This window comes from Caballeronia sp. GAFFF2 (assembly GCF_023631485.1).
Classification (GTDB): Bacteria; Pseudomonadota; Gammaproteobacteria; order Burkholderiales; family Burkholderiaceae; genus Caballeronia.
The window spans coordinates 1-21,091 of record NZ_JALQDA010000055.1 but is presented as its reverse complement, the minus strand read 5'-3'; the positions used below and the strand labels follow the sequence as shown (position 1 = coordinate 21,091).

Below are 21,091 nucleotides of genomic sequence, written 5' to 3'. Positions count from 1 at the left end.
ATCGGTGTGTGAACAATAGCATCAAACAAGTATCGACTGGAGTATCTAGCGACAACCCAAATAGTTTCGACTCGACGCCTGGTTTGACTGCCACAACATGTCTTAATCGTCAGACGATTGATGGCAATTTTTACGGATTAGATTTGGAGCATTGCGAAAATTGTTTGGGAGCTTGCGCTTCAGTAGCTTAGATCCTTGTCGTTAAGCGGAGAGTAGACAGCTTCGTGCCACATCTCGTGAGTGTGCGGCTTATCTATCAGCCCGGCTAGACTTGACGGTCGCCGGTTCAGAGCTCGACTCCGTGTTCACGATGACCGCTTCGATTTCTCACGATATTCTTGCCGTTCCCGCAGCCGAAACGACGGCATCCGTCGCGCCGATCACCTTCACGCCGCCTATCACGCCGTGCCCCGCACCAGCGAACATCGCGGCCAGACCGCCGTTCCCGTTGCCCTCTCCCATGCCGACGCAAGAGGCTTTGCACGGCGTGCGCTTCGACTTTAACGACGGCTGTCGCGTAGTTTTGCCCGAAGGCCAATGGCGTGTCGTGCTGCGTGATTACGAGACCAACAACGTACTGTTCCAGACGGATATCGGCGTGGGCGCGGTGGCAAGCGGAAAGAAGTATTTTGTCCCGTTCGAACTGGAAGTCCAGAGCCGCGGCAAGCATGCCGATGCGGCATTCATTCATCGTTTCGACGCAAACGATCGCGAGGTGCTGATTCAGTTTCCCGTCGGCACGCTAGGCGACCTGATGGGCTGGTTCCCTTACGCAGTCAAGTTTCAGCGCAAGCACCACTGCAGGCTTACCTGCGCGATGTCCGCGCTGATCGCGCCGCTTTTTCGCCGCGCCTATCCGGAAATCGAGTTCGTCACGCACGAAGAAGTGAAGCCGGAGCGCTATTACGCGACGTACAACATCGGCCTGTTCTTCGACGATGAAGCGCACACCTGGCAGCCCGCCGATTTTCGGCACGTCGGGCTGCATCGCACCGCGGGTCACATTCTCGGCGTGGACCCGGAAGAGATGCGCCCGGACATCGTGCTCGCGGACGACACCCGGCCGATCGCGGAGCGCTACGTCGTCATCGCGGTGCAAAGCTCGACGCAATGCAAGTACTGGAATCATCCGACCGGCTGGCGCGAGATCGTTGCGTTCCTGAAGGATGCCGGGTATCGCGTCATCTGCATCGATCAGAAAGCGACGCATGGCTCGGGCATCGTCTGGAACCATATCCCGCACGGCGCGGAGGACGAAACCGGTGATCGCCCTCTGGAGGAACGCGCACGCTGGCTCAAGCATGCCGACTTCTTCGTCGGCCTGTCGAGCGGACTCGCATGGCTCGCGTGGGCATGCAATACGCCAGTCGCGATGATCAGCGGCTTCACCGCCGAGAACAACGAGTTCGCCACGCCGTACCGCGTCATCAACTACCACGCCTGCACGGGCTGCTGGAATGACGTGCGTCATCGCTTCGATCATCAGGACTTCTTCTGGTGCCCAAGGCATAAGGACACCCCGCGTCAGTTCGAATGCACGCGCCTCATCACGCCCGAGCAAGTGAAGCGCACGTTGCAGCGCATTCCCGGCTTCGGCGAAGGGTTGAAGCAAACCGCCGCCGACTGTTCCTGATCAGACCGCGACTCCCGAACATTTTTTGCCACCGCGCTTTCATCAACGAGCGTGAGGGCCGCACTCATACCAACACGAAGAAATGAAGCCGCTTACTTATCGCCGCAAGTTTTGTCTGCATGTGTTCGGTAGCCGCCGACGCGGGTTGTCGCGCCTCCTCTCGGGCATGTTCGCACTGCTGGGACTTCAGGCCTCCCTGATGCCTGCGGCGCAGGCCTACACCGCCGAGGTTGCGAGCGGCACCACGGTCACCGGCGAATCCGTGACTGGCACGCAGAACGTGTCGGGCGGCGGCTACGCGAATGCATCGACGGTCTACGGCACGCAAAACGTTCTCGGGGGCGGCTCCGCGTCGACCACGACCGTGTATGGCGCGCAAAACGTCGCGTCGGGCGGGCGCTCGACGGGCGTGACCGTTTCGGCAGGCGCACGCGAAACGATCGCCGCAGGCGCGACGGTAACGGGGCTTGCCGTGACCTCGGGCGCGGTGCTTATCGCCACGACCTCGGGCACGATCAACGGCACGAACGCGGACGGCTCGACGTTCAACGTCGGCGGCAATGTTGCGAGCGGAATCAAGCTCGCCAGTCAAAGCCAGCTCGAAGTGCTGGCGGGCGGCGTGGCGAGCACCACGCAGGTGCTGGGCGGCACATTGAACGTGGATGCGGGCGGGCGCGCGGTCAACACGCTGGTCACAAGCGCCGGCACGCAGAACGTGGCGGGCTCGGCCTACTACACGACCGTCACGAGCAACGCGCTGCAAAACGTCCAGGCGGGCGGCGTGGCCAGCAACACGACTCTCACGTCGGGCGGACAGCAGTCGGTAGCGGCGGGCGGCTCGGCGGCGGCAACGACTGTGAACAGCGGCACGTCGCTGTGGACGGCGGGCGTGGCATCGGGCGTCACGGTGAACTCGGCGGGCAGTGTTTCGGTGGCGAGCGGCGGGTCGATCGCAGCAGCAAGCGTGCTGGCCGGCGCTACGATGAACGTCGCGGCCGGCGGCGCAGCAAGCGGTTCGATTTTGTCGGGCAATGGCACGTACTACGCACAGCAGAGCGTCGCGGGCGTCGAAACCGGCACCCATGTCGGCGCCTATTCGACCGACACCGTGTTGGCAGGAGGTGTTGCCAACAACACGACGGTCAATGGCACGAATGCATCGCAACTGGTGACTTCTGGGGGGCAGACCAACACCGTCGTTGCACTCAATGGCGCTCAGGTCCATGTGCAGTCCGGCGCGAGCGCAACGGCAGCCGTGGTCAGCTCGGGCAGCACACTCACGATCGATTCGGGCGCAACCGCAGTTGGCGTCACACAGGCGGCGAGCGGCGGACTGGTTGCAACCACGTCCTCGACGGTGCTCGCAGGCGTCAACACGCGTACGGATGGCACGGGCTTTTCCATTTCAGACGGGGTCGCCTCGCATACGCAGATCGTCGGCACGGGTCATCTGACGGTGCTCTCGGGCGGCGCGGCGCAAGACACGGTCTACTCCGCCGGCGGCATCTTTCAGGTCGCTACGGCCGGCGCCGCCGATACCGTGCATCAGGGCGCGGGTGGTCAGATCGTCACGAACACATCGGCGACGATCACGAACGGCCTCACGGATTCAGGCCGCACCTTCTTCGTTTCGAACAACTATGCATCGGGCGTCATGCTCGACGGCAGCGCCGCGAATCTCGAAGTGATGAGCGGCGGCGTGGCGAGCAACACGCTGCATTCGGCAGGCATCTTCCAGGTCGATGCGGGCGGTTCAGCGAACCAGGTCGCGCAGAGCTCGGGCGGGGCGCTCATCACCAATACCTCGGCGGTCATCACGAACGGCACGGACCGCATGGGTGCGTTCTCGGTGGTCGGCAACGTCGCATCGAATCTCGTGCTGGAGAATCGCGGCAGTCTGACGGTGTTTAACGGCGGCTCGGCGACGTCGACGACCATCGGCACAGGCGGCAACACCACCGTACAGGGCGGCGGCTACGCAGTCTCGACGACGGTGGCCAATTCCGGCCGCCTCGAAGTCGATGCCAGCGCCGCGGCCGATACCGTCAACGTCGCGTCGGGTGGCGCGCTCGTCACCAACACATCGGCGACGATCACCAACGGCACGAACCGGCTGGGCGCGTTCTCGATCAACGGCAATGTCGCCTCGAACGTGGTGGCAGAAAACGGCGGCGCGATGACCGTGCTCGACGGCGGCACGGCCTACGCGACGACCGCGGGCAGCGGCGGACTCGTCACGGTGTCGGGCGGCGTGGCCCAGGGCGTGACGATCAACTCGGCGGGCGTCGGTATAACGACCGGCAGCGGCGTGATGAACGACGCGGTGGTCAACAACAGCGGCTCGCTGGTCGCTTCGGGCGGGCTGACGAGCAACACGACCGTCAACTCGGGCGGCGTCGTTACCGTGACGGGCACGGGCGTGACGTCCAACACGCAATTGCAGAGCGGCGCACGGGAGCAAGTGTACGGCGGTACTGCGAGCGGCACGGTCATCTCCGCAGGCGCGACCGAAACGGTTCAAGGCGGCACGACCAGCGGCGTCGTCGTCGCAGGCGGCACGCAACTCGTTTCGGCAGGGACGACCTACGGCACGCAGTTCAACAACGGCACGTTGATCGTGAGCGGCGGGGTGGCGTCGGGCACTGCGGCTGCGGCGGGAACGCTCGTCGATGTACAAGGCGGTACGACCGTCGGCACCGTGCTGGCGGGCGGCGCGTCGGAAGTCGTGACGAGCGGACGCGCGAACCTGACGTTCGTCGGCAGCGGCGCATCGCAAACCGTCGGCGTGTATGGGTATGCTTCGGCGACGCAGATCAAGGCCGGCGGCAACGAAGTGGTGAGCGGTTCGAGCATCGGTGCTACGGTCTCGGCGGGCGGCAATCAAACGGTCACCGGCGTGAACGCACGTACAACCAGCGCGACGGTGCTCGCGGGCGGTGCGGTCACGGTGCGCGACGGCGCAACGACCGCTGGCGCAAGTCTGCAGGGCGGCTCGCTCACTGTTTCGTCCGGATCGACTGCAACCAGCACCGATGTGCTGAGCGGCGGCAACCTGACCATTTCGTCCGGCGGGGCCGCGTATAGCAACCGCATCGGCAGCAGCGGCGCGCAAAGCATCGTTTCGGGTGGCACCTCATACAACGATGTCGTCTCCGGTGGCACGCAGACCATCGGGAGCGGCGGCGTGGCGCAAGGCGCGGCGGTTATCTCGGGCGGCGTCCAGAGCGTGCAGGCGAACGGCGTGGCGAGCGCGACTGTCGTATCGTCGGGCGGTACGCAAGCGGTGCAGAATGGCGGCCTGGCCTATGGCGGCGCCGTGCGGGGCGGCGTGCAATCGATCCAGGGCGGCGGCGTGGCGAGCAACACCGTGGTGTGGTCCGGTTCGCAGATCGTGAGCGCCGGTGGCGCCGCGAACGGAGCGACGCTGCGCGGCGGCGTACAGCAGGTTCTCGCGGGTGCGCATGCCTCCGGCAGCACCATCGTCGCTGGCGCCACGCAAGAAGTCGATGCGGGCGGCGTCGCCTCGGGCACGACGCTCAACGCGTCGGGCAAGCTCACCGTGCAGGCGGGCGGCTCGGCGCTCGGCATCGTGCAAAACCTGGGTGGCGCGCTCGTCGTGGATACCGACACGGTGATCGGCGGAAGCGGACCGAACGGCATATTCAGCATCTCCAATCACGTTGCATCGAACGTTTATCTGGCCAACGGCGGACAGTTGACCGTGCAGTCGGGCGGCTCGTCGGTTGCGACGCGCGTGGCCAGCGCAGGCGGCGAGATCGTTGCGGCGGGCGGTGTCGCCACGGGGACGCGCGTCGATCTGGGCGGCGTGCAATCGGTCACGTCTGGGGCGAGCGCCGTATCGGCGACAATTGGCGGTGTACAGAACGTCGATGGCGTGGCGTCCGGGACCATCGTCGTCGCAAACGGCACGCAAAACTTGAATAGTGATGCTCAGGCTTCAGGGACCATCGTGCAGGCCCTCGGCGTAATGACCGTGGCGAGCGGCGCGCTCGCTACGAACGCAAGCATCCGTGGCGGCGCGCAGACCGTGCTCGCGGGCGGAACAGCTGCGGGCACCACGATACTGTCAGGGCAGCAGAACGTGCAGGGAACGGCCACGGGTACGGTCATCTCCGGTGGCGTGCAGACCATCGTCGCGGGCGGTTCGGCCAGCAACACGCTGGCCACGGGCACAGGCGTGCAGAACGTGACGGGCGGCACGACCGACGGCACGACCGTCTTCTCGGGCGGCAGGCAAACCATCTCCGGCAACGGCGTTGCGAACACGACCGTGGTCGGTTCGGGCGGCATGGTGGCCATCTCTTCGGGCGGCACGCTGAACTCGGCGTACGCGTCGGGTGGCGTGGTCCTCGTGGGCGGCGGCGGTGTTGCGGCGAACACTTCGGCCATCAATGGCGGCGCGGTGCTGCTTACGTCGGGCGGCATGGCGAGCGCGACGAACGTCGGCTACGGTGGTCAGATTCAATTGCTCACCGGTGCGAGCGCGTCGTCATCGACCTTGATGAACGGTGCGCTGATGGTCGTCTCCGCGGGCGCGAACGCAAGCGATGTCGATCAGCGCGCGGGCGCCGCACTCATCACGGATACAGGCGCGAACGTCGCGGGCGTGAATGCCAACGGGGCATTTTCGATCGCGAATAACGTGGCGACCAACGTCGTCGTTGAAAACAGCGGACGGCTCACCGTGACGTCGAACGGCGCCGCCAGCGGCACGTATATCGGTGATCGCGGCACGGAGAACGTGCAGTCCGGCGGCGTGTCGCTGAACGCCGTCATCGCCGGCGGCGAGCAGTCCGTGTCGTCGGGTGCGAGCGCCAGCGGCGCGTTGCTGCAAGGCGGCGCGCAGTACGTCATGGCCGGCGGTTTTGTCAGCGGCACGCAGGTGACCGACGGCATCCAGTCCGTCATGGGCAGCGCAACCGACACCGTTCTCACGGGCGGTACGCAGAGCATCGGCGGTGGCGGCGTGGCGACCAGCACGAGCGTCGGATCCGGCGCGTCGCAGCAAGTGCTCGGCGGCATCGCGAGCAACACCACCGTGGCCTCGGGCGGCGTGCAGGTCATCAACGACGGCACGTCTTTGGATGCGGTGATCTCGGGCGGATCGCAGCAAGTCTTCAATGGCGTTGCAAGCGGCACCCTGCTTCAGGGCGGATCGCAAGCAGTGAACATTGGCGGCGTTGCCATCGGGACTGTCGTGCAGTCGGGCGGCACGCAGACCGTGAGCTTCGGCGGCATCGCATCCGGTAGCGAGATCGGCGCGGGCGCTTCGCAGCTCGTGCAGTTGGGGGGCGCGGCGTCTGGCACCACGGTCGAAGCCGACGCGGCGCAGGTCGTGTCTGGCAGTGCGTTCGATACGGTCGTGTCGGGCACGCAGATGGTGTACGGCAATGTCGATAACACGACGCTCACTGGCTTGGGCGCGACGCAGATGGTCGCATCCGGCGGCGTGGCGATCGGCGGCGCCGTCAGCAATGGCGCGGTTCAGACGGTCGCGTCCGGCGGCTACGCGAGCGGCACGACGATCGGCGTGAGCGGAACACAAAACGTGGCGGGCGAGGCCGACGGCATGATCGTCGCCGGCGGCGTGCAAAATGTCTCGGGTGCTGGCGCGCTCGCGCTCGGCACGACGCTCGTTTCCGGCGGTCAGCAAAGCGTGGGATCGGGCGGCACGGCAGCATGGTCAAACATTGGTGCAGGTACGACGCAGATGGTGCTCAACGGCGGATATGCGAGTTCGAGCGTGATCGGCGCGGGCGGCGTTCAAACCATCGGGGCTTCCGGCAGTGCGACCTCGTCGACCGTTTTGTCAGGCGGCACGCTGACGGTGTCGGCAGGCGCGGCACTCGATGACGTCGATCAGCAAGCGGGCGCGGCGCTGATCGCCAATACGTCGGCCACGATTACGAACGGCCACAACGCATCGGGCGCATTCTCGGTGCTGAGCAACGTTGCATCCGGCGTACTCGTCGAACATGGCGGCAGCTTCACGGTGCTTTCCGGCGGACAGGCCTCGGGGACGCAAGTCGGTATCGGCGGGGTGGAGACAGTTGCGGTCGGCGGCATCGCTTCCGGTTCGATCGTGTCGGGCGGCGTGCAAACCGTCAGCGGCACGGCAATGGGCGCGTCGGTGCTCGCGGGTGGTTTGCAGACGGTTGCGTCGGCGGGGAGCGCGGTGGGCAGCATCATCGGCAATGGCGGCCATATCGCGGTGGATGGCGTCGCGAGCGGCACGCAAGTGCGCAGTGCGGGCGTGATGTCCATCGGCTCGGGCGGCAGTGCGTTCGCAACCAACGTGAACAGCGGCGGCGCGGTGACGGTCGCTTCGGCAGGTCTTGCGAGCGCAACGACCATTGGCGCGGGCGGCGTGGAGACGGTCGCATCGGGCGGCGTGTCGAAAGACGCGAGCGTGTCGAGCGGCGGCATGCAAAGCGTCGCGTCGGGTGGATCGGCGAGCGGCACGGCAGTGTCTGCCGGCGGCTTGCAGGCCGTGCTGTCGGGCGGCGTCGCCTCGGCGTCTCGCGTGCTGTCGGGCGGCCAGCAAAACGTCACGGCGGGAGGCAGCGCGGTGGCGACGCTGGTGGCCAATGGCGGCGCGCAGACCGTGCAAACCGGCGGGACCGCCATCGACACGACGGTGGCGAGCGGCGGCGTGCAGGAGGTTGCTTCCGGAGGGACCGCCACCGGCACGCTGGTGAGCGCAGGCGGCGTGCAGCGTGTGTCGTCCGGCGGCAACGCAGGCGCGGTCACGCTCGGCAGCGGCGGCAATCAGTATGTGTCATCGGGCGGGGTGGCCAATGGCGTCTCCGTGACCAACGGCGGCACGCAGACCGTGCTCGCGGGCGGGATCGCGAGCGGCACGATGGTATCCGGCGGTGGCGCGCAAGCGGTGTCGTCGGGCGGCCGCTCGACCGGCGCGGTCGTATCCAGCGGCGGCCGGCAGACGGTGACGACGGGCGGCGTGACGAGCGGCACGCTGGTGCAGAGCGGCGGTGCGCTGACTGTATCCAGCGGCGGAGCGGCGGGGCAAGTCACCGTGCAGAACGGCGGCCTGACGACCGTGACCGGGGCGGGCAGCGCGACGATCAGCCAGCAAAGCGGCGCGGCGCTTGTCACCGACACGTCGGCGACGGTCAGCGGCACGAACACCGGCGGCATGTTCAACGTGGCGGGCAACGTCGGCTCGAACGTGCTGGTCGAGAACGGCGGCGTGTTCAGCGTGTTGGCGGGCGGTGTCGCCAGCGACACGCGGGTGGGCTCGGGCGGCATGGAAATGATCAATGCAGGCGGCTCCTCGCTGCGTTCGATCGTCTCCGGCGGTACGCAGCTCGTCGAGGCTGGCGGCACGGCCGTGGGCGCAATCGTCAGCGCGGCGGGCGTGCAGCAGGTGGCCTTCGGCGGCAACGCGACGAGCACGACGGTCGCGACAGGCGGCATGCAGGCCGTCGCGGGAACGGCAGCCAGCACGATGGTGTCGGGCGGCACGCAGACGGTCTCTGCGGGCGGTGTGGCGCAGGACACGACGGTCGTGAACGGCGGTCAGCAGGTGATCAGCGCGGGAGGGCTCGCCATGACGACGACGCTCCTTGCAAACGGCACGCAGACGCTGACCTCGGGCGGCGTCGCCAGCGCGACGACGATCAACGGCGGCACGCAGAATATTCTGGCCGGCGGCGTCGCCAGCGACACGACCGTCAATTCAGGCGGCCTGCAATATGTCGATGGCGCCATCGAAGGCTACGCCTACAACACGGTCGTCAACAGCGGTGGCGTTCAGCAAGTGGCGTTCGGCGGCTTCGCGGGGAATGCGATCGTCAACGCTGGCGCGTTGCAGGATGTGCAGGCCGACGGCATCGCGAGCGCAACCACGCTCAACGGCGGCACGCAGGTCGTCAGTTCAGGCGGCGCGGCCGATACGACCACGGTCAATTCGGGCGGCGTACAGCGCGTGCGCTACGGCGCGACCGTGACGAGGACGCTCGTCAACAACGGCGGCATGCTGACCGGCGACGGCAACGTGGCCGGCGTGACCGTGACGAGCGGCGGTCTGGTGCAGAACCTTGCGAGCGCGAGTCTCGGCATCGTCAACGACGGCGGCACGGTGCAGGTCGATACCATCACGGCGGCGAATGTTGCGGTGAACGCGGGCGGTGTGTTGTTGGGGAGCGGCTCGCTCATCGGCAACGCGACGTTCAACTCGGGCGGCGCGTTGGTCGCGGGCACGCCGGGTCAGGCGTTGCGCGTGAACGGCACGCTCGCATTCAACGATGGATCGACCTTCGTCGTCAGTGCGAACGCGGCGGGCCAGACCGGCAGCGTCGCGGTGACGGGCGATGTCGACATCGCGCAGAGCGGGGCGAATGGCGGGGCGAAGGTCGTCGTCAACGCATTGCCCGATGCATGGAAAACCAACACGAAGTACACCATCCTGACTTACACGGGCGCGCTCAACGGCACGTTCGCGGGCGTCGGCATGGACTACGCGTATCTCTCGCCCACACTCTCGTATGCGCCGGGCGAAATCGACCTGACGCTGAAGATCGCATCGATCTTCTATCAGGCGGGCGACTTCTCGGGCTTCGGGATGGTCGGACAGAACCGTAATCAGTTGCAGGTGGCGAGCGCGTTGAACCGCGTGCTGCTTGCGGGCGGCAACGCCATCACCGATGCCTTGTTGTTCGAAACCACGGCAGGCGCGCAATCTGCGCTTGCGCAGATGACCGGTGTCGAGGCGACTGGCCTGCTGCGCGTCGCGCGTCAGAACACCGAGGCGCTGGGCAATACGGTGAGCGAGCGCATGACGTCGGTAGCGCAGGTGCGTCCGTCGAACGACGTGTGGGCGTCGGTGCGATATGGCCAGTCGCATGTATCGGGCGATGCAACGCTTGGCAGCAACGCACTCGATACGCGGTCGAGTTCACTTGCCGTCGGCTACGACCGCGAAGTCGCGCGCGACGTTCGCGCCGGCGTGGCGGTCGATGCAGACTACAGCGATCTCGGCTTCAATGCGCCGGGTGCGAGCGGTCAGACGAACGGTTGGCAGGCGCTGATTTACGGCGCGTGGCAACCGGCGGCGCAGCCCTTCTTCGTGCGCGGCATGGGAAGCATCGGGCGATGGAGCAATGCGGAGAATCGCGTCGTCGGCTTTGCCGGTTTGTCGGGCACGCCGCAAGGCAGCGTCGAAACGCGCGCCGCGACCGCCTATGCGGAAGGTGGTCTGAACTTGCATCTGCGCGATGACATGGCGCTGCAGCCGTATGTCGGCATGCGCGTGGGCCGGTACGCACAGGACGGTTTTGGTGAAGGCAAGGGCGGCGTATTCGATCTCGTCTATCAGGGCAGCACTCAGGCCGCGACGACCGGTATCGCAGGCGTGCGGTATCTTTTCACGCAGAAACGCCGTGACGGAGCGACCAACACATGGGAGATCGATGCGAACGTGCAGCAGCGCATTGGCAGCCTGGGGCAGACGCTGAATGCGTCATTTGCTCAAGCGCCGGGCGCGGTGTATCAAGTATCGGGCACGCCCCTCGCGCGCATCGTGGGCCATGTAGCGACGGGTGGAGCATGGGAGATTGGCAAGAACATGTCGGTGTTCGCACGTGCTGGTTTGGACTTTGCGAAACACGAGCAAGACTACAGCGGCATGGCGGGCGTAGGCTGGAAGTGGTGAGTCATCAGAAAAACAGCAACGAATCCATCGCAACATGACGTTTAAGTCTTGAGCACTGCTAGGGCTCGTTGCTTGATTCAGCCGCGTTCGCCGAGAGCCAGGCTGCCGGCTGAAACTTCCGATTTATAAGCGCAGAATTTTGTTCAGCGCCGCGCCGGTTCGACGGATGAACACGCCAATCATATAACAATGATAGTAACTCCAAACGCTCACCCATACGCGGGGATGACTTATGCATCGCCGTCCGATTGCTGGCAGATGGACGGTGCCAGGTCGACATCGGGCCGGCAAGCTGTCGATGGACATCGATTTTGACAAGCGGAAGCAATTTCTTTCGCAGTTTGCAATGACGCTGGGATTCGCATGCTGCCTGCCGCAGAGTGCGCTGACGTCCAGCATGGCGGGGAAAGGTCGCCGAGCTTATCGAGTTCCGGATTTTCCGCCAGTTGTGTTCCCAGATCGAGAGGACAAACAAACGGTGTCCGATGTTTTATGCGTCGTGGCAATGCTATATAAAGCCAAGACCTTCAGATCGGCTTAACCCGACGCGTCTCGGCACGTCAAGATGTGCCGGCTCGGGCATTACGATTGCGTAGAGTTCGATCAATCATTAATCGAGCTAGGCGCGCGGGAAGCAAAATGACCGATAGACATGACGAAAGCGTAATAACCCATTATCTTGCAGAGTTCGAAAGAGTCGCCGCAAAAGCAGAGAATGGCGACGACGTCTCCGAGCTTATTACGATTCTCGCCGAAAATGCCTTAAAAAATTTAGATATTTGGAGCGACGGAATGCAGACCGACAACAAATCAAAGTTGGTGGTGCGGCTTAGAAAGAAAGCGGATTTAGTGGCTCGAGCATCTCCTCGCGCCGCCAAGGCGTTAATAGTTGCCGCGGAGATGCTAAAAAAAAATCGCAAGGATAGTTGATTTAGACAGGACAGGCTTGGCGAATCAGTCACCACTGTGTTCTAACGCAACACTTTGCGATTAAAAATATCCTCTCTTAGCAACAATCGAATATCCGCAGCCATCTGTTCAAGCAGCGTCGGTTTCAGCATGAGGCTATCAAACGGTGGATCGTCGAAAGTTGTTCTCGCGGACGTCCAAAGAATGATTGGTATCAACCTAAGCGCGGGGTCAGTGCGCAGGTGACGACAAAGTGCCAAGCCATCCATAATCGGCATCATATAGTCGGTGATAACCAGGTCGGGAAGCCACGCACGGGCTTTGTCTAACCCTTGTGCACCAGTATCCGCAGTGATCACGTTATACCCAAGAGCTTCAAGGAGCAATTCCCACGCGCCCAATGTATCTAGCGCATCATCAACAAGCAAGATCAACGGCCTTTGTCTGGCGGATTTGACTTCAACCACGCGTATGCCTTGTTATGCCGAGACAGTATGTTGTAGGACTCACTCAGCCTTCCTCGTGTTAAAAACCGTCAGGACGATCATCATACCAAGAACGTGCTCAATTTCTGCTCTCTCAAAATCAGGGCGTTGATCGCGTTGTCCTGCCGATAATTATTGCTGTCACAGAGCTTTCTGAAGCGTTTAAGTAAGCACGACACCCGACGAACTCACGATGCTCTGATCGTATTTGGATCGTTCGAGCAACGCGCTCGTTTTGCATCATGTTGCGACCGTTCCGCTGGTTAAAGAGGTGTGGCGTCAAGCGCTTAAAACGCGGCAAGCTGCGTCGGGTTACTCGGTCACGATCGTTGCGGCGGTCACAGTGACGATGCTAACTAACTTAGGCGTCTCCGGAAGGCAACTGATAAAATAGCTCATTCATTTTCCGGTGTGCACGATGGGATTCGAAAAACTCGCGGCGCTCAAAGCGCTCTTGGATCAAGGCGTAAAAAGCGAAACCGTTGCGTCACGCTCAATGTCACCGCCATTGGACGAAAAGCGGGCGTGCAAGCTGCCAACGAGGCCTCCTCGAACGTCTGCTGATGCAGCTGCGCGCGCAATTATCACGATTCAACGGCATTTCCCACACGCCTTTCCACGCAGTCCCACGCCAAAGGTCCCTCTCAAGGTTGGCATTCTCAAAGACTTGATTGCCCTCGCAGTGTCGATCGGACTCAGCGAGCGAGACACTCGTAATGGCATAAAGCTTTGGTGCCGCGGCCAACGCTATTGGATCTGTCTCGTCGAAGGTAATGTGCGCGTAGATCTAACCGGAGCAATTGCTGGCGTTGTTACCGCAGCCGAAGCAGACTACGGCAAAAGTCAGGAGAGAACGCGGCTTGCGCGCAGACGAGACCGGTTCGCTAAGGCAATGGTCGATCGCTCGCGGAAATGAGTGACGTATGTGTTTAGGTATCCTACTTTATATCGACGATTCGCAACGATTCTTAAACAGATAAGCATTGTTGGCGTCCTACCGCGCCAGCCATAAGCAGACCCGCCCGTCCGCGACCGTATTTAACCGCTGGTCGGCCCGCGGCGCCATCGCCGCGCGAACTCTGCGCTAAGCGCCTTTTGAAACGAGCCCTCAGTCAAGTGAGGCGAGGAATGCGCGGAATTTGTCCCTGTCGCCGAAATCCACGATCACTGCTTCCAACGGCGCGAGGTTGGCGGCGGTCAGAAGGGCGCGGCATTTTCCCAGGGCGGTTTCGACGCGCTAGACCGTGAACGAGACGCCCGCAGCCCACTTTGCCCAGCGCTTGAGTTCCGCCGGAGCCATCTGGTCGATGTCCAACGGCGCGAAAGCGCGCAAGTTTTCTTCCAAATCGACGATCAGAAGCTCGCGCAGGTCGTTTTCTTTGCTCAGCGCGTCCATGTGGGCCACACGCCCCGCGCTCTCTTCGACGTATTGTAGGCCTTGATTCTCACGGCCGCTGGCGAGGGCCATCCTGCGCGCCTCACCGGCAGTGGCCTGGCGCTGCACGCGCACCTCGAAGTCGCCCGTCCTGAGCATCGCGATGACCCTTTGGACCACTACGGCGGGGCAACCGTGGTTTAGCTGAACGAGCGCGCGCGAACGTTTGTGCGTCCAGTCTGCCCCGCGTCCTTCGGGACTGTCTCTTCGGAGTTTCGCAATTTGCGCTTGCAGGCCGTCGAGCTGGAACGAGAAGCTCCAAAGCCGCTCGCGGTTTTCTTTATTCGCAATGTCGCGATCGAACTGGCGCGACATGTCTTCAAAATCAACACCGAAGTAGTTTGCGCCGCAGTCTTTTCCGATGTTCGTCACGCGCCCGCTTTTGGTCGCGACCAAATACCCGCGCCCATGGGGCGTCCGGCAATTGGAGAGCCCGCAAGAGATTTTCGGCGAAAACGTAGCTGCCGATGGTGGACGCAAGCTCATGCGCGTTGGGGTCCAAGCGGCCGTCGAAGTCGGGGCGAGCGAGGACCTCGTCCCAGCTCTCGATGCGCAGCAGCTCTTTTTCGCCGTTCAAAGTGATCATGTCGAATGCGTCGGTTTGGCTTTTAATGGGTGGCTCGCGCCGCAAACGCTCTTCCGCGGGCAGCGCAACACTATAAACCTCCTTGAAGGGTGGCGGCGAATGGCGCGACGAACGGTCTTGTCTGCCCGCGTAGCTCTCGGTAAATTGAGTGTTGATAAAGATTTCGAAGCTTAGTGAGTGAGTCGCCCGTTTCGGGATTGAGTGCTGGAGCGCGATGCTCTTTTTAGCGTGGCCCATCCGCGCCGTTCACCCATTCCCTTGAGGCTCGCGATGAATTCCCTCCTGCCGACCTCTCTTTCGTTGATTCGAAGAAGCTTCGAAGTTTGCTGGCAGCGGCGCACTTGATGCGATGACGGCCGATCGCGGGGGCATGACGGCGCTGATGCGCGCCGCGGGGATCGGAGACGCCGTTTGCGTCAAAGCGCTGTTGCCGCTCAGCGATCCCCATGCTGCCCAAGAGTTCGGCTCGACGGCGTTGCTTTTTTGCGGCGGCTGAGGAGCACGCCGAATGCGTGAAGCACTTGCTGCCTGAAAGCGGTCCGTGCGTTACCGATGCCAACGGCCAGAATGCTCTTATGCGTGTGGCCGAGGCTGGAGCCGCAAACGCCGTCACCTTAATCGCACCGTTGAGCGGCTTGGGCGCACAGTTTTGCGTGCGCATAAACACCTGTGAATAATATTCGATAAGGATAACGAAGTAAAATGTGTTAATGTTACTTATGTAAAATTCAATGCAGGAATTGGCATTAGCGATGCCACCGCGCTATTGAACTCTCAACTACCGTAGTCGGCCAGTCAGCGCCGTTCGCCAAGATTGTCATCCGGCATTCAAACGTCCGAGCTGCCCTAAAAAGCTGCCAGTCAACTCCCGACGGATGTTGCTTCATCCATCGAAGGGACATTCATCGCCGCATGGTGTCAATGTCCGTACGATCTAGTTCGTAGTTGGCTTTCACCTAAATAACGCGTCCACCGTAGAGACGAACATGACTGAGCTGGCAAAAAATATGGAAACGGTCTCACTGGGTGGGTGGCAAAGGACGTGGCTTCCGCTCCGAGTCAGTGGCTACGAAAGTCAGGGTGGCCTCCGTCACCTTGACAACATCGGCTGCCAAGCCCATGCGTTGTGCGAAGACTTCCACGTTGACTGTGATCGACGTACGTCCCTCGCGGACGATATTTGCATAGAAGCTCAACAGATCGCCGATAAAAACAGGCTGCCTGAATGTAAATGAATTGACGGCGACGGTGACGACACGTCCGTTCGCGCGCTGGCTGGCGGGTATCGACCCGGCGATATCGACATGCGACATGATCCAGCCGCCGAAGACATCGCCGTGCATGTTGGCGTTCGACGGTTGCGGCACAACCCGCAATAAGCTCGCCCAGATTGGACATACGCTTACTAATTTAAACCCAGCCCAAGCACAGGGTCTGCTTGCGTTCGGATCGACCATATTGCAGGCCAATGACGGCCAACACAACCTTGGTCAATCAATCGGTTACGGTGCCGGGGCAGGCATGAGTGCTTTTAATGCACAACGGCAAGTTGAGTTGCAACAAGCGGCGGCACAGCAGCAAGCAGCTTTTGAAAGGCAGAAGCTCGGACAAGAGCAACAGCGATGGCAGACGGAAACCAATCTCAAGACGCAACAGCAGTCGTTTGATCAGCAATATCGGACTCAACAAGCCCAGTTCGAAGGCTATAAATACGCGCATCCGAACCTTGTGCCGACGCAGACGAGCGATGCACAGGGAAATGCAGTGACAATGTTTGTCGATCCGCAGACGGGGCGTGTCGCGCCGAACTCCCCCGCACTACCTGCTGCACCAAAGTATGCGCAGGTTGATACGGGCGGTGGTGTGTCGATCTATAACGAGAACCGTCCGCAGGCGGGTCCGGTTGCGAACTTCAACAAGTCGCCCACGCCGCAGATGATGCAGCAGCAATCCCAGCCCACTGACGGGCAGATCAAGGATTACGACGCCGCCGATACGACCATCCGTGCGCAACGGACCAACGCGCAGAAAGCTACTGATACGGCTAACGCGATCATGCGCAACCCGAGCGATAACGGCGCGATTGCATCGCGGTGGAATCAGTGGGTTGGCGATCCGAGCGCGACGCAGGTCCAGTATGACCAAGTAATCAGCGCCGCGACGAAGGCTAACTTGGCTGGCCTTGGATCGGGTAGCGGCATCAGCGATAAGGATATGGCCTTCGCGGCTCGCGGTTTGCCCGGGCCGAACGCATCGGCTGCCGAGAAAGCGGCGTTCCTTCGCGGCTACAGCAAGATCACCAACGCACTGGCCGATCAGACGCAGGACGTTAATGATTTCTCGCGCGCCAATGGTCGATTCGGTCAGGGTCCTTCGCAAGCGCCGATCACGGTCAACGGGATCGGTCTCCCGGCTGGCACTAACGCGACACAATTTGCAACCAAGGCGTCAGCGCTGCGAACCGCCAATAGCGTCGCCATGCAGTCGGACGCCGACCTGAAGAAGCAGGCAGGCAATGACGGTGCAGCATTCCACACGCTCGAAGTACAACGCGCACAAGCGCGCCAATTCATCGAAACGATGCGTCAGCAAGGGGTAATCAAGTAATGGCGAACCTCCAAGATAACCCGTTCTTTGCGGCGTTCTCGTCCGCTGACGCATCGGCACCCGTCACGCCTGCAGCACCATCCGCAGACGCATCTGACTTCATCGCGCGTATTCGGGGTGCTGAGTCGAACAACGCGCCAGATAGTTCGACCATCACCAATCCGAAAAGCGGTGCGATGGGCGCTATGCAGGTTATGCCTGCGACTTCCCGTGATCCTGGATTCGGCATTAAGCCGAGCAATGGCACTCCGGAAGATAACGTGCGCGTGGGCAATGAGTACGCAGCGCAAATGCTTCAACGTTATAACGGCAATCAAGCTCATGCTGCTGCAGCATATAACTGGGGTCCCGGGAATGTCGATAAGTGGATTGCGGCAGGTGCAGACCCGGCCAAGCTGCCCGCCGAGACGCGTGGATATGTGGCAAAGGTGGCAGGCCTGCAACAGGTGCCGACCTTTGGCGCGCAACCTCAGCAACAGGCTTCAGCGCCGGTCCAGCAAGTGCCTGACTCGCTGAAGGGCAATCCTTTCGCAGAGTCTTTTTTTGGCTCTGATGTAGTGGGCGGCAAGCGCTCTGATACTGCGGCCGTAAGCGTATCGGGTTCGCCCGTTAGCCAAGCTGTTCAGCCGTCGCAACAACAAGAAGACAACACCTATCTTGGACGTTCGATTCGCGACGCAAAGACGTTCCTGTCGCATCCGCTGGACGGTATTTATTCCGCCGCTGCTGGCGCAGGTAACGAGCTTTGGCGGGTCGGCGCACGTGCTGAACATGCCATTGGCGCGGGTCTGTCGGGCGTTGGCTTGACGGGCGCAGGCAACGCGCTTCAAGGCAACGCAGACTCGATCTACGACAGCGCGAACCGCCGCGACCGCGCGACGCCTCAACCTGCTATGGCGGTCGGCGGGGCCATGTTGCCGCAGGCGGGGATTGCTGTCGCCGCGCCCGCAACGATCCCGGCTCAAGCGCTCGTCGCTGGTACGCTTGGAGCGAGTGACGCCGCAATGAATGGCGGCAGCGGGCTTGATATTGGTATTGGTGGCGCGACTAATGCGGCGCTCGGGGCATTTGGTCAAGCGCTTGGGCCGCTTGCAAGTACGGCTTATCGCGGCGCGCGTAATGCCATGACGGCACTATCCCCGGAAGCCTCGGCGGCTGCACGGGCTGCTGGTGCTGTTGAAGGCGATATTGGAAATGTCGTTAGTAACCTCCGCGCGAATGCCGATTCACCTATTGCGGGTGTTCAGCGCACGGCAGCAGAGGCCGCCGACAACACCGGAATTACGGGCTTGCAGCGTGGGCAGAGCGTGCGGGATACGGCCTTCGCGAATCGTGCCAATGAGAACAACGCGGCCCGCCAGAGCGCAACGCGCGCCGCTGTTGGCGACTTAGATGCGGATACGGCAGCGTTCGTGCAGGCCCAGGCAGACCGCGTTGCAGCGGGGCAAGCAGAATTGCCGCCCATTAGCCAAGCGCAAGCAGATGCGATGCAGACGCCAGTGTATGGGCAGGCGATCAGCGATGCCCGAAAAGCTGCGAGCAATGCCGCAGCAGGTGGGCGTACGGCCTTCAATGCTCAAGCTGATGCGGTGCAGTCGGATTTACGGCAGGGTATTGCAGACGTAGCGGGAACGCCAGAATCGTTGGCTGCGATGCGCGCACAACGCGGCGCAACCGCTGCTGACGACTTCCTGAGCACCCACGTTGGCATTAGAGCGGATGATCCGAAGTTCCAGGCATTGCTCCAGAAACCCGCTATGAAGTCGGCGATGAATCAGGCGTCGATTGACGCGCAGAATTCTGGCGGCAGCCTTTTCGCAACCGCCGCGAACCGAGCTAAGACGAACTTAGGCGGCTCGGCACCGCAGCCAGTACAGTATGTGTCGGGCCGTGGCTTGACGTTGGCGAAACAAGCGCTTGATGACCAGATCGGTGCGGCTGCTCGGGCGGGTGAAAGCGGTAAGGTTGCCAATCTTATGGGCGTCAAGCGTGACCTAGTTGGCTTCCTCGACCAGAATATCCCTGAGTACGGTGCAGCACGCGACGCTTATGCAAAGGCGAGCGGACCGATTGACGCTTTGCAGACGCTGCAAGATTCCTTGCGCAGCGCAGTCAACCCAGTGGATGGAACCGTCAATGCTGGAGCCTTGAAAGGCGCTATCGACCGCATCCTGCGCGAGCAAGCCAAGCCCGGCATTCGCGCGGCTGACAAAGTGTCGTCGGACCAACTCGCTGCGCTTGTCGATCTGAGCAAACGGGCCGCTAGTGCTGAGCGAAACATGGTCGGACTGTCGGGGCAAGGCCAAGAGGATTTGCGTGTTGCGCTCGCTAGTCGTGCTGGTCGCAACGACCAGGCAGCAGCGGCAGCTAAAGACTCGTTCGACCAGTACCTGGCTTCTCAGTCTCCGAACTACGCCGAATATACGCGCGGTGCAGCCACGACCGGACGTGACATTGAATCGCGCGGCATCCTCCGCGACTTTGCTAACAAGGTTGACTTCAACGCTAATGACGCTTCGGGCGGTCCGCAGATAGCGTATAACCAAGCGCGCTCATCTCTGCTCGACAAGGGGTTGATGGGCGACGCGGGCGTTTATGCTGGAAATTTGCTTGACGACCTGAAACGTGCAACAACCGCTGCGGCACCGGTCGGGCCGGCAGGATCACAGACCACAACGAATGCGGCAGGCCTTCTTGCCTTGCTCATGCAAGGTGGCGGACTTGGCAATGCTGCGACCGGTGCTACGGCTGGCGCAGGTATCTTTCACGCGCTCTCAAGCGGGACGCTGGAAGGCACAGGAATCGCGGTTGGCGCGCTTGTCGGCAAAGCAGCGCTTAACCGCATTACAAGCAACCTCGCGGCTAGAACCGACAAGCAGTTAAGCAACCTGCTGCTTGATCCGAAGAAGTTGGCGAGCGCTCTGGAGAAGTTTGCGAAGACCGACGCTGAAAAGAAGGCGGCGACCGAGCTTATCAAGCAACGTGTCGCCGCATCGGGCCGGGTCGGCGCGAGGGTGGTAGCGAACTTTGAAGCAGACCGCGAAGCGAATCGACGCCATAAAGAGACTAGTGCAGCAGCAACGCGATAAAGCAGGCGCATGCCGTTACTACACCGGCATCCAGTGCGATCAGGACGGCGCTCTTACGGCCGGTCTTGATCGATTTGGGATAAACAGGCATCGGCTGTGCAGGCTGTCTAAATAACTTCCACGCGCGTCGGATGGCTTGGCCGCCAAGGTTGCCCCAAATAACCAACAGCACTAGGCTTGCTGCTCCGAAGATGGCGAGGCAAAACATGCTGATTAGGTCGTTGAAGTGTGCTGCAAGCCAGATCGTCGTAGCGAATACAACGGCGCTGATTGGTGCGAGCAGCAGCCAGATGACCCGTTCTCGGGTTTCGAGAATCGTCGGTATTGCAGTGATGAAGAGCCATCCCGCGATGAGGCAAGAGATTAGAACGACAGCGAGCATGATTTTTAGCCGAGAGTGATGGCACGACGTTCGGTAAATCGAACGTCTTCAATATCTCCGCATTCCACACCTTGAGCTCTCCAGTCTGCGGGTCTTCCCGCAAAGTGCGTATTTCGGACGAAGGTGACCGGCCGCTTCGGGATCGTGACCGACGATTTCGGCAACGTGACCGGCCGTTTCGGGAACGTGACCGTACGGACCGGACGACAGGACTGGCGTTGCGCATGACATCAACCACGCGAGCTATGCTCGCCGGCTTTGGCCGGAGAAA

General features: G+C 62.0%; 12 protein-coding genes. 7 read left to right on the top strand and 5 right to left on the bottom strand.

Going from position 1 to position 21,091, the window contains the following annotated elements; genetic code table 11:
- The first annotated feature begins 310 nt into the window (after positions 1–310).
- The 3 genes from NCT04_RS33215 to NCT04_RS33205 all read left to right on the top strand — a co-directional run bounded on the left by NCT04_RS33215 (position 311) and on the right by NCT04_RS33205 (position 12,257).
- A complete protein-coding gene (locus NCT04_RS33215) occupies positions 311–1,633 on the top strand; it encodes an autotransporter strand-loop-strand O-heptosyltransferase (protein ID WP_250470067.1) in 1,323 nt (440 codons plus the stop codon).
- Positions 1,634–1,715: 82 nt separating this feature from the next.
- Positions 1,716–11,327, top strand: coding sequence for an AIDA repeat-containing protein (locus NCT04_RS33210; protein ID WP_250470066.1), 9,612 nt, complete (start codon positions 1,716–1,718; stop codon positions 11,325–11,327).
- Between the two features lie 639 nt (positions 11,328–11,966).
- The gene (locus NCT04_RS33205; protein WP_250470065.1) at positions 11,967–12,257 is read left to right on the top strand and encodes a hypothetical protein; all 291 of its coding nucleotides are present in this window, start codon (positions 11,967–11,969) and stop codon (positions 12,255–12,257) included.
- A gap of 41 nt (positions 12,258–12,298) precedes the next feature.
- Here the strand turns inward: NCT04_RS33205 and NCT04_RS33200 are convergent, their stop codons facing one another.
- A complete protein-coding gene (locus NCT04_RS33200) occupies positions 12,299–12,703 on the bottom strand; it encodes a response regulator (protein WP_250470064.1) in 405 nt (134 codons plus the stop codon).
- 436 nt (positions 12,704–13,139) lie between these two features.
- Between NCT04_RS33200 and NCT04_RS33195 the strand changes: the two genes are divergently transcribed.
- Positions 13,140–13,637, top strand: coding sequence for a ProQ/FinO family protein (locus NCT04_RS33195; protein WP_350030057.1), 498 nt, complete (start codon positions 13,140–13,142; stop codon positions 13,635–13,637).
- 321 nt (positions 13,638–13,958) lie between these two features.
- On the opposite strand, the gene NCT04_RS33190 is transcribed toward NCT04_RS33195, so the two are convergent.
- Together NCT04_RS33190 and NCT04_RS33185 are read right to left on the bottom strand one after the other, a co-directional pair.
- Positions 13,959–14,528 (bottom strand): hypothetical protein, encoded by a 570-nt coding sequence (locus tag NCT04_RS33190; protein WP_250470063.1) that lies wholly within the window; start codon positions 14,526–14,528, stop codon positions 13,959–13,961.
- A complete protein-coding gene (locus NCT04_RS33185) occupies positions 14,482–14,979 on the bottom strand; it encodes a hypothetical protein (protein WP_250470062.1) in 498 nt (165 codons plus the stop codon). The genes NCT04_RS33190 and NCT04_RS33185 overlap by 47 nt, the downstream gene beginning before the upstream one ends.
- A 133-nt stretch (positions 14,980–15,112) precedes the next feature.
- Here NCT04_RS33185 and NCT04_RS34560 point away from each other — a divergent pair, with 133 nt between their 5' ends.
- Positions 15,113–15,238: a hypothetical protein gene (locus NCT04_RS34560; protein WP_284503559.1), complete on the top strand. Its 126-nt coding sequence runs from the start codon at positions 15,113–15,115 to the stop codon at positions 15,236–15,238.
- A gap of 523 nt (positions 15,239–15,761) precedes the next feature.
- On the opposite strand, the gene NCT04_RS33180 is transcribed toward NCT04_RS34560, so the two are convergent.
- Positions 15,762–16,085: an acyl-CoA thioesterase gene (locus NCT04_RS33180; RefSeq protein WP_250470061.1), complete on the bottom strand. Its 324-nt coding sequence runs from the start codon at positions 16,083–16,085 to the stop codon at positions 15,762–15,764.
- Between NCT04_RS33180 and NCT04_RS33175 the strand changes: the two genes are divergently transcribed.
- On the top strand, positions 16,084–17,349 hold the full coding sequence (locus NCT04_RS33175; protein WP_250470060.1) for a hypothetical protein: 1,266 nt from the start codon (positions 16,084–16,086) through the stop codon (positions 17,347–17,349). The genes NCT04_RS33180 and NCT04_RS33175 overlap by 2 nt on opposite strands.
- Positions 17,349–20,438 (top strand): lytic transglycosylase domain-containing protein, encoded by a 3,090-nt coding sequence (locus tag NCT04_RS33170; RefSeq protein WP_250470059.1) that lies wholly within the window; start codon positions 17,349–17,351, stop codon positions 20,436–20,438. The genes NCT04_RS33175 and NCT04_RS33170 overlap by 1 nt, the downstream gene beginning before the upstream one ends.
- Here the strand turns inward: NCT04_RS33170 and NCT04_RS33165 are convergent.
- Positions 20,416–20,820, bottom strand: a complete 405-nt coding sequence (locus NCT04_RS33165) for a hypothetical protein (RefSeq protein WP_250470058.1) — start codon at positions 20,818–20,820, stop codon at positions 20,416–20,418. The genes NCT04_RS33170 and NCT04_RS33165 overlap by 23 nt on opposite strands.
- Between the last annotated feature and the right edge of the window lie 271 nt (positions 20,821–21,091).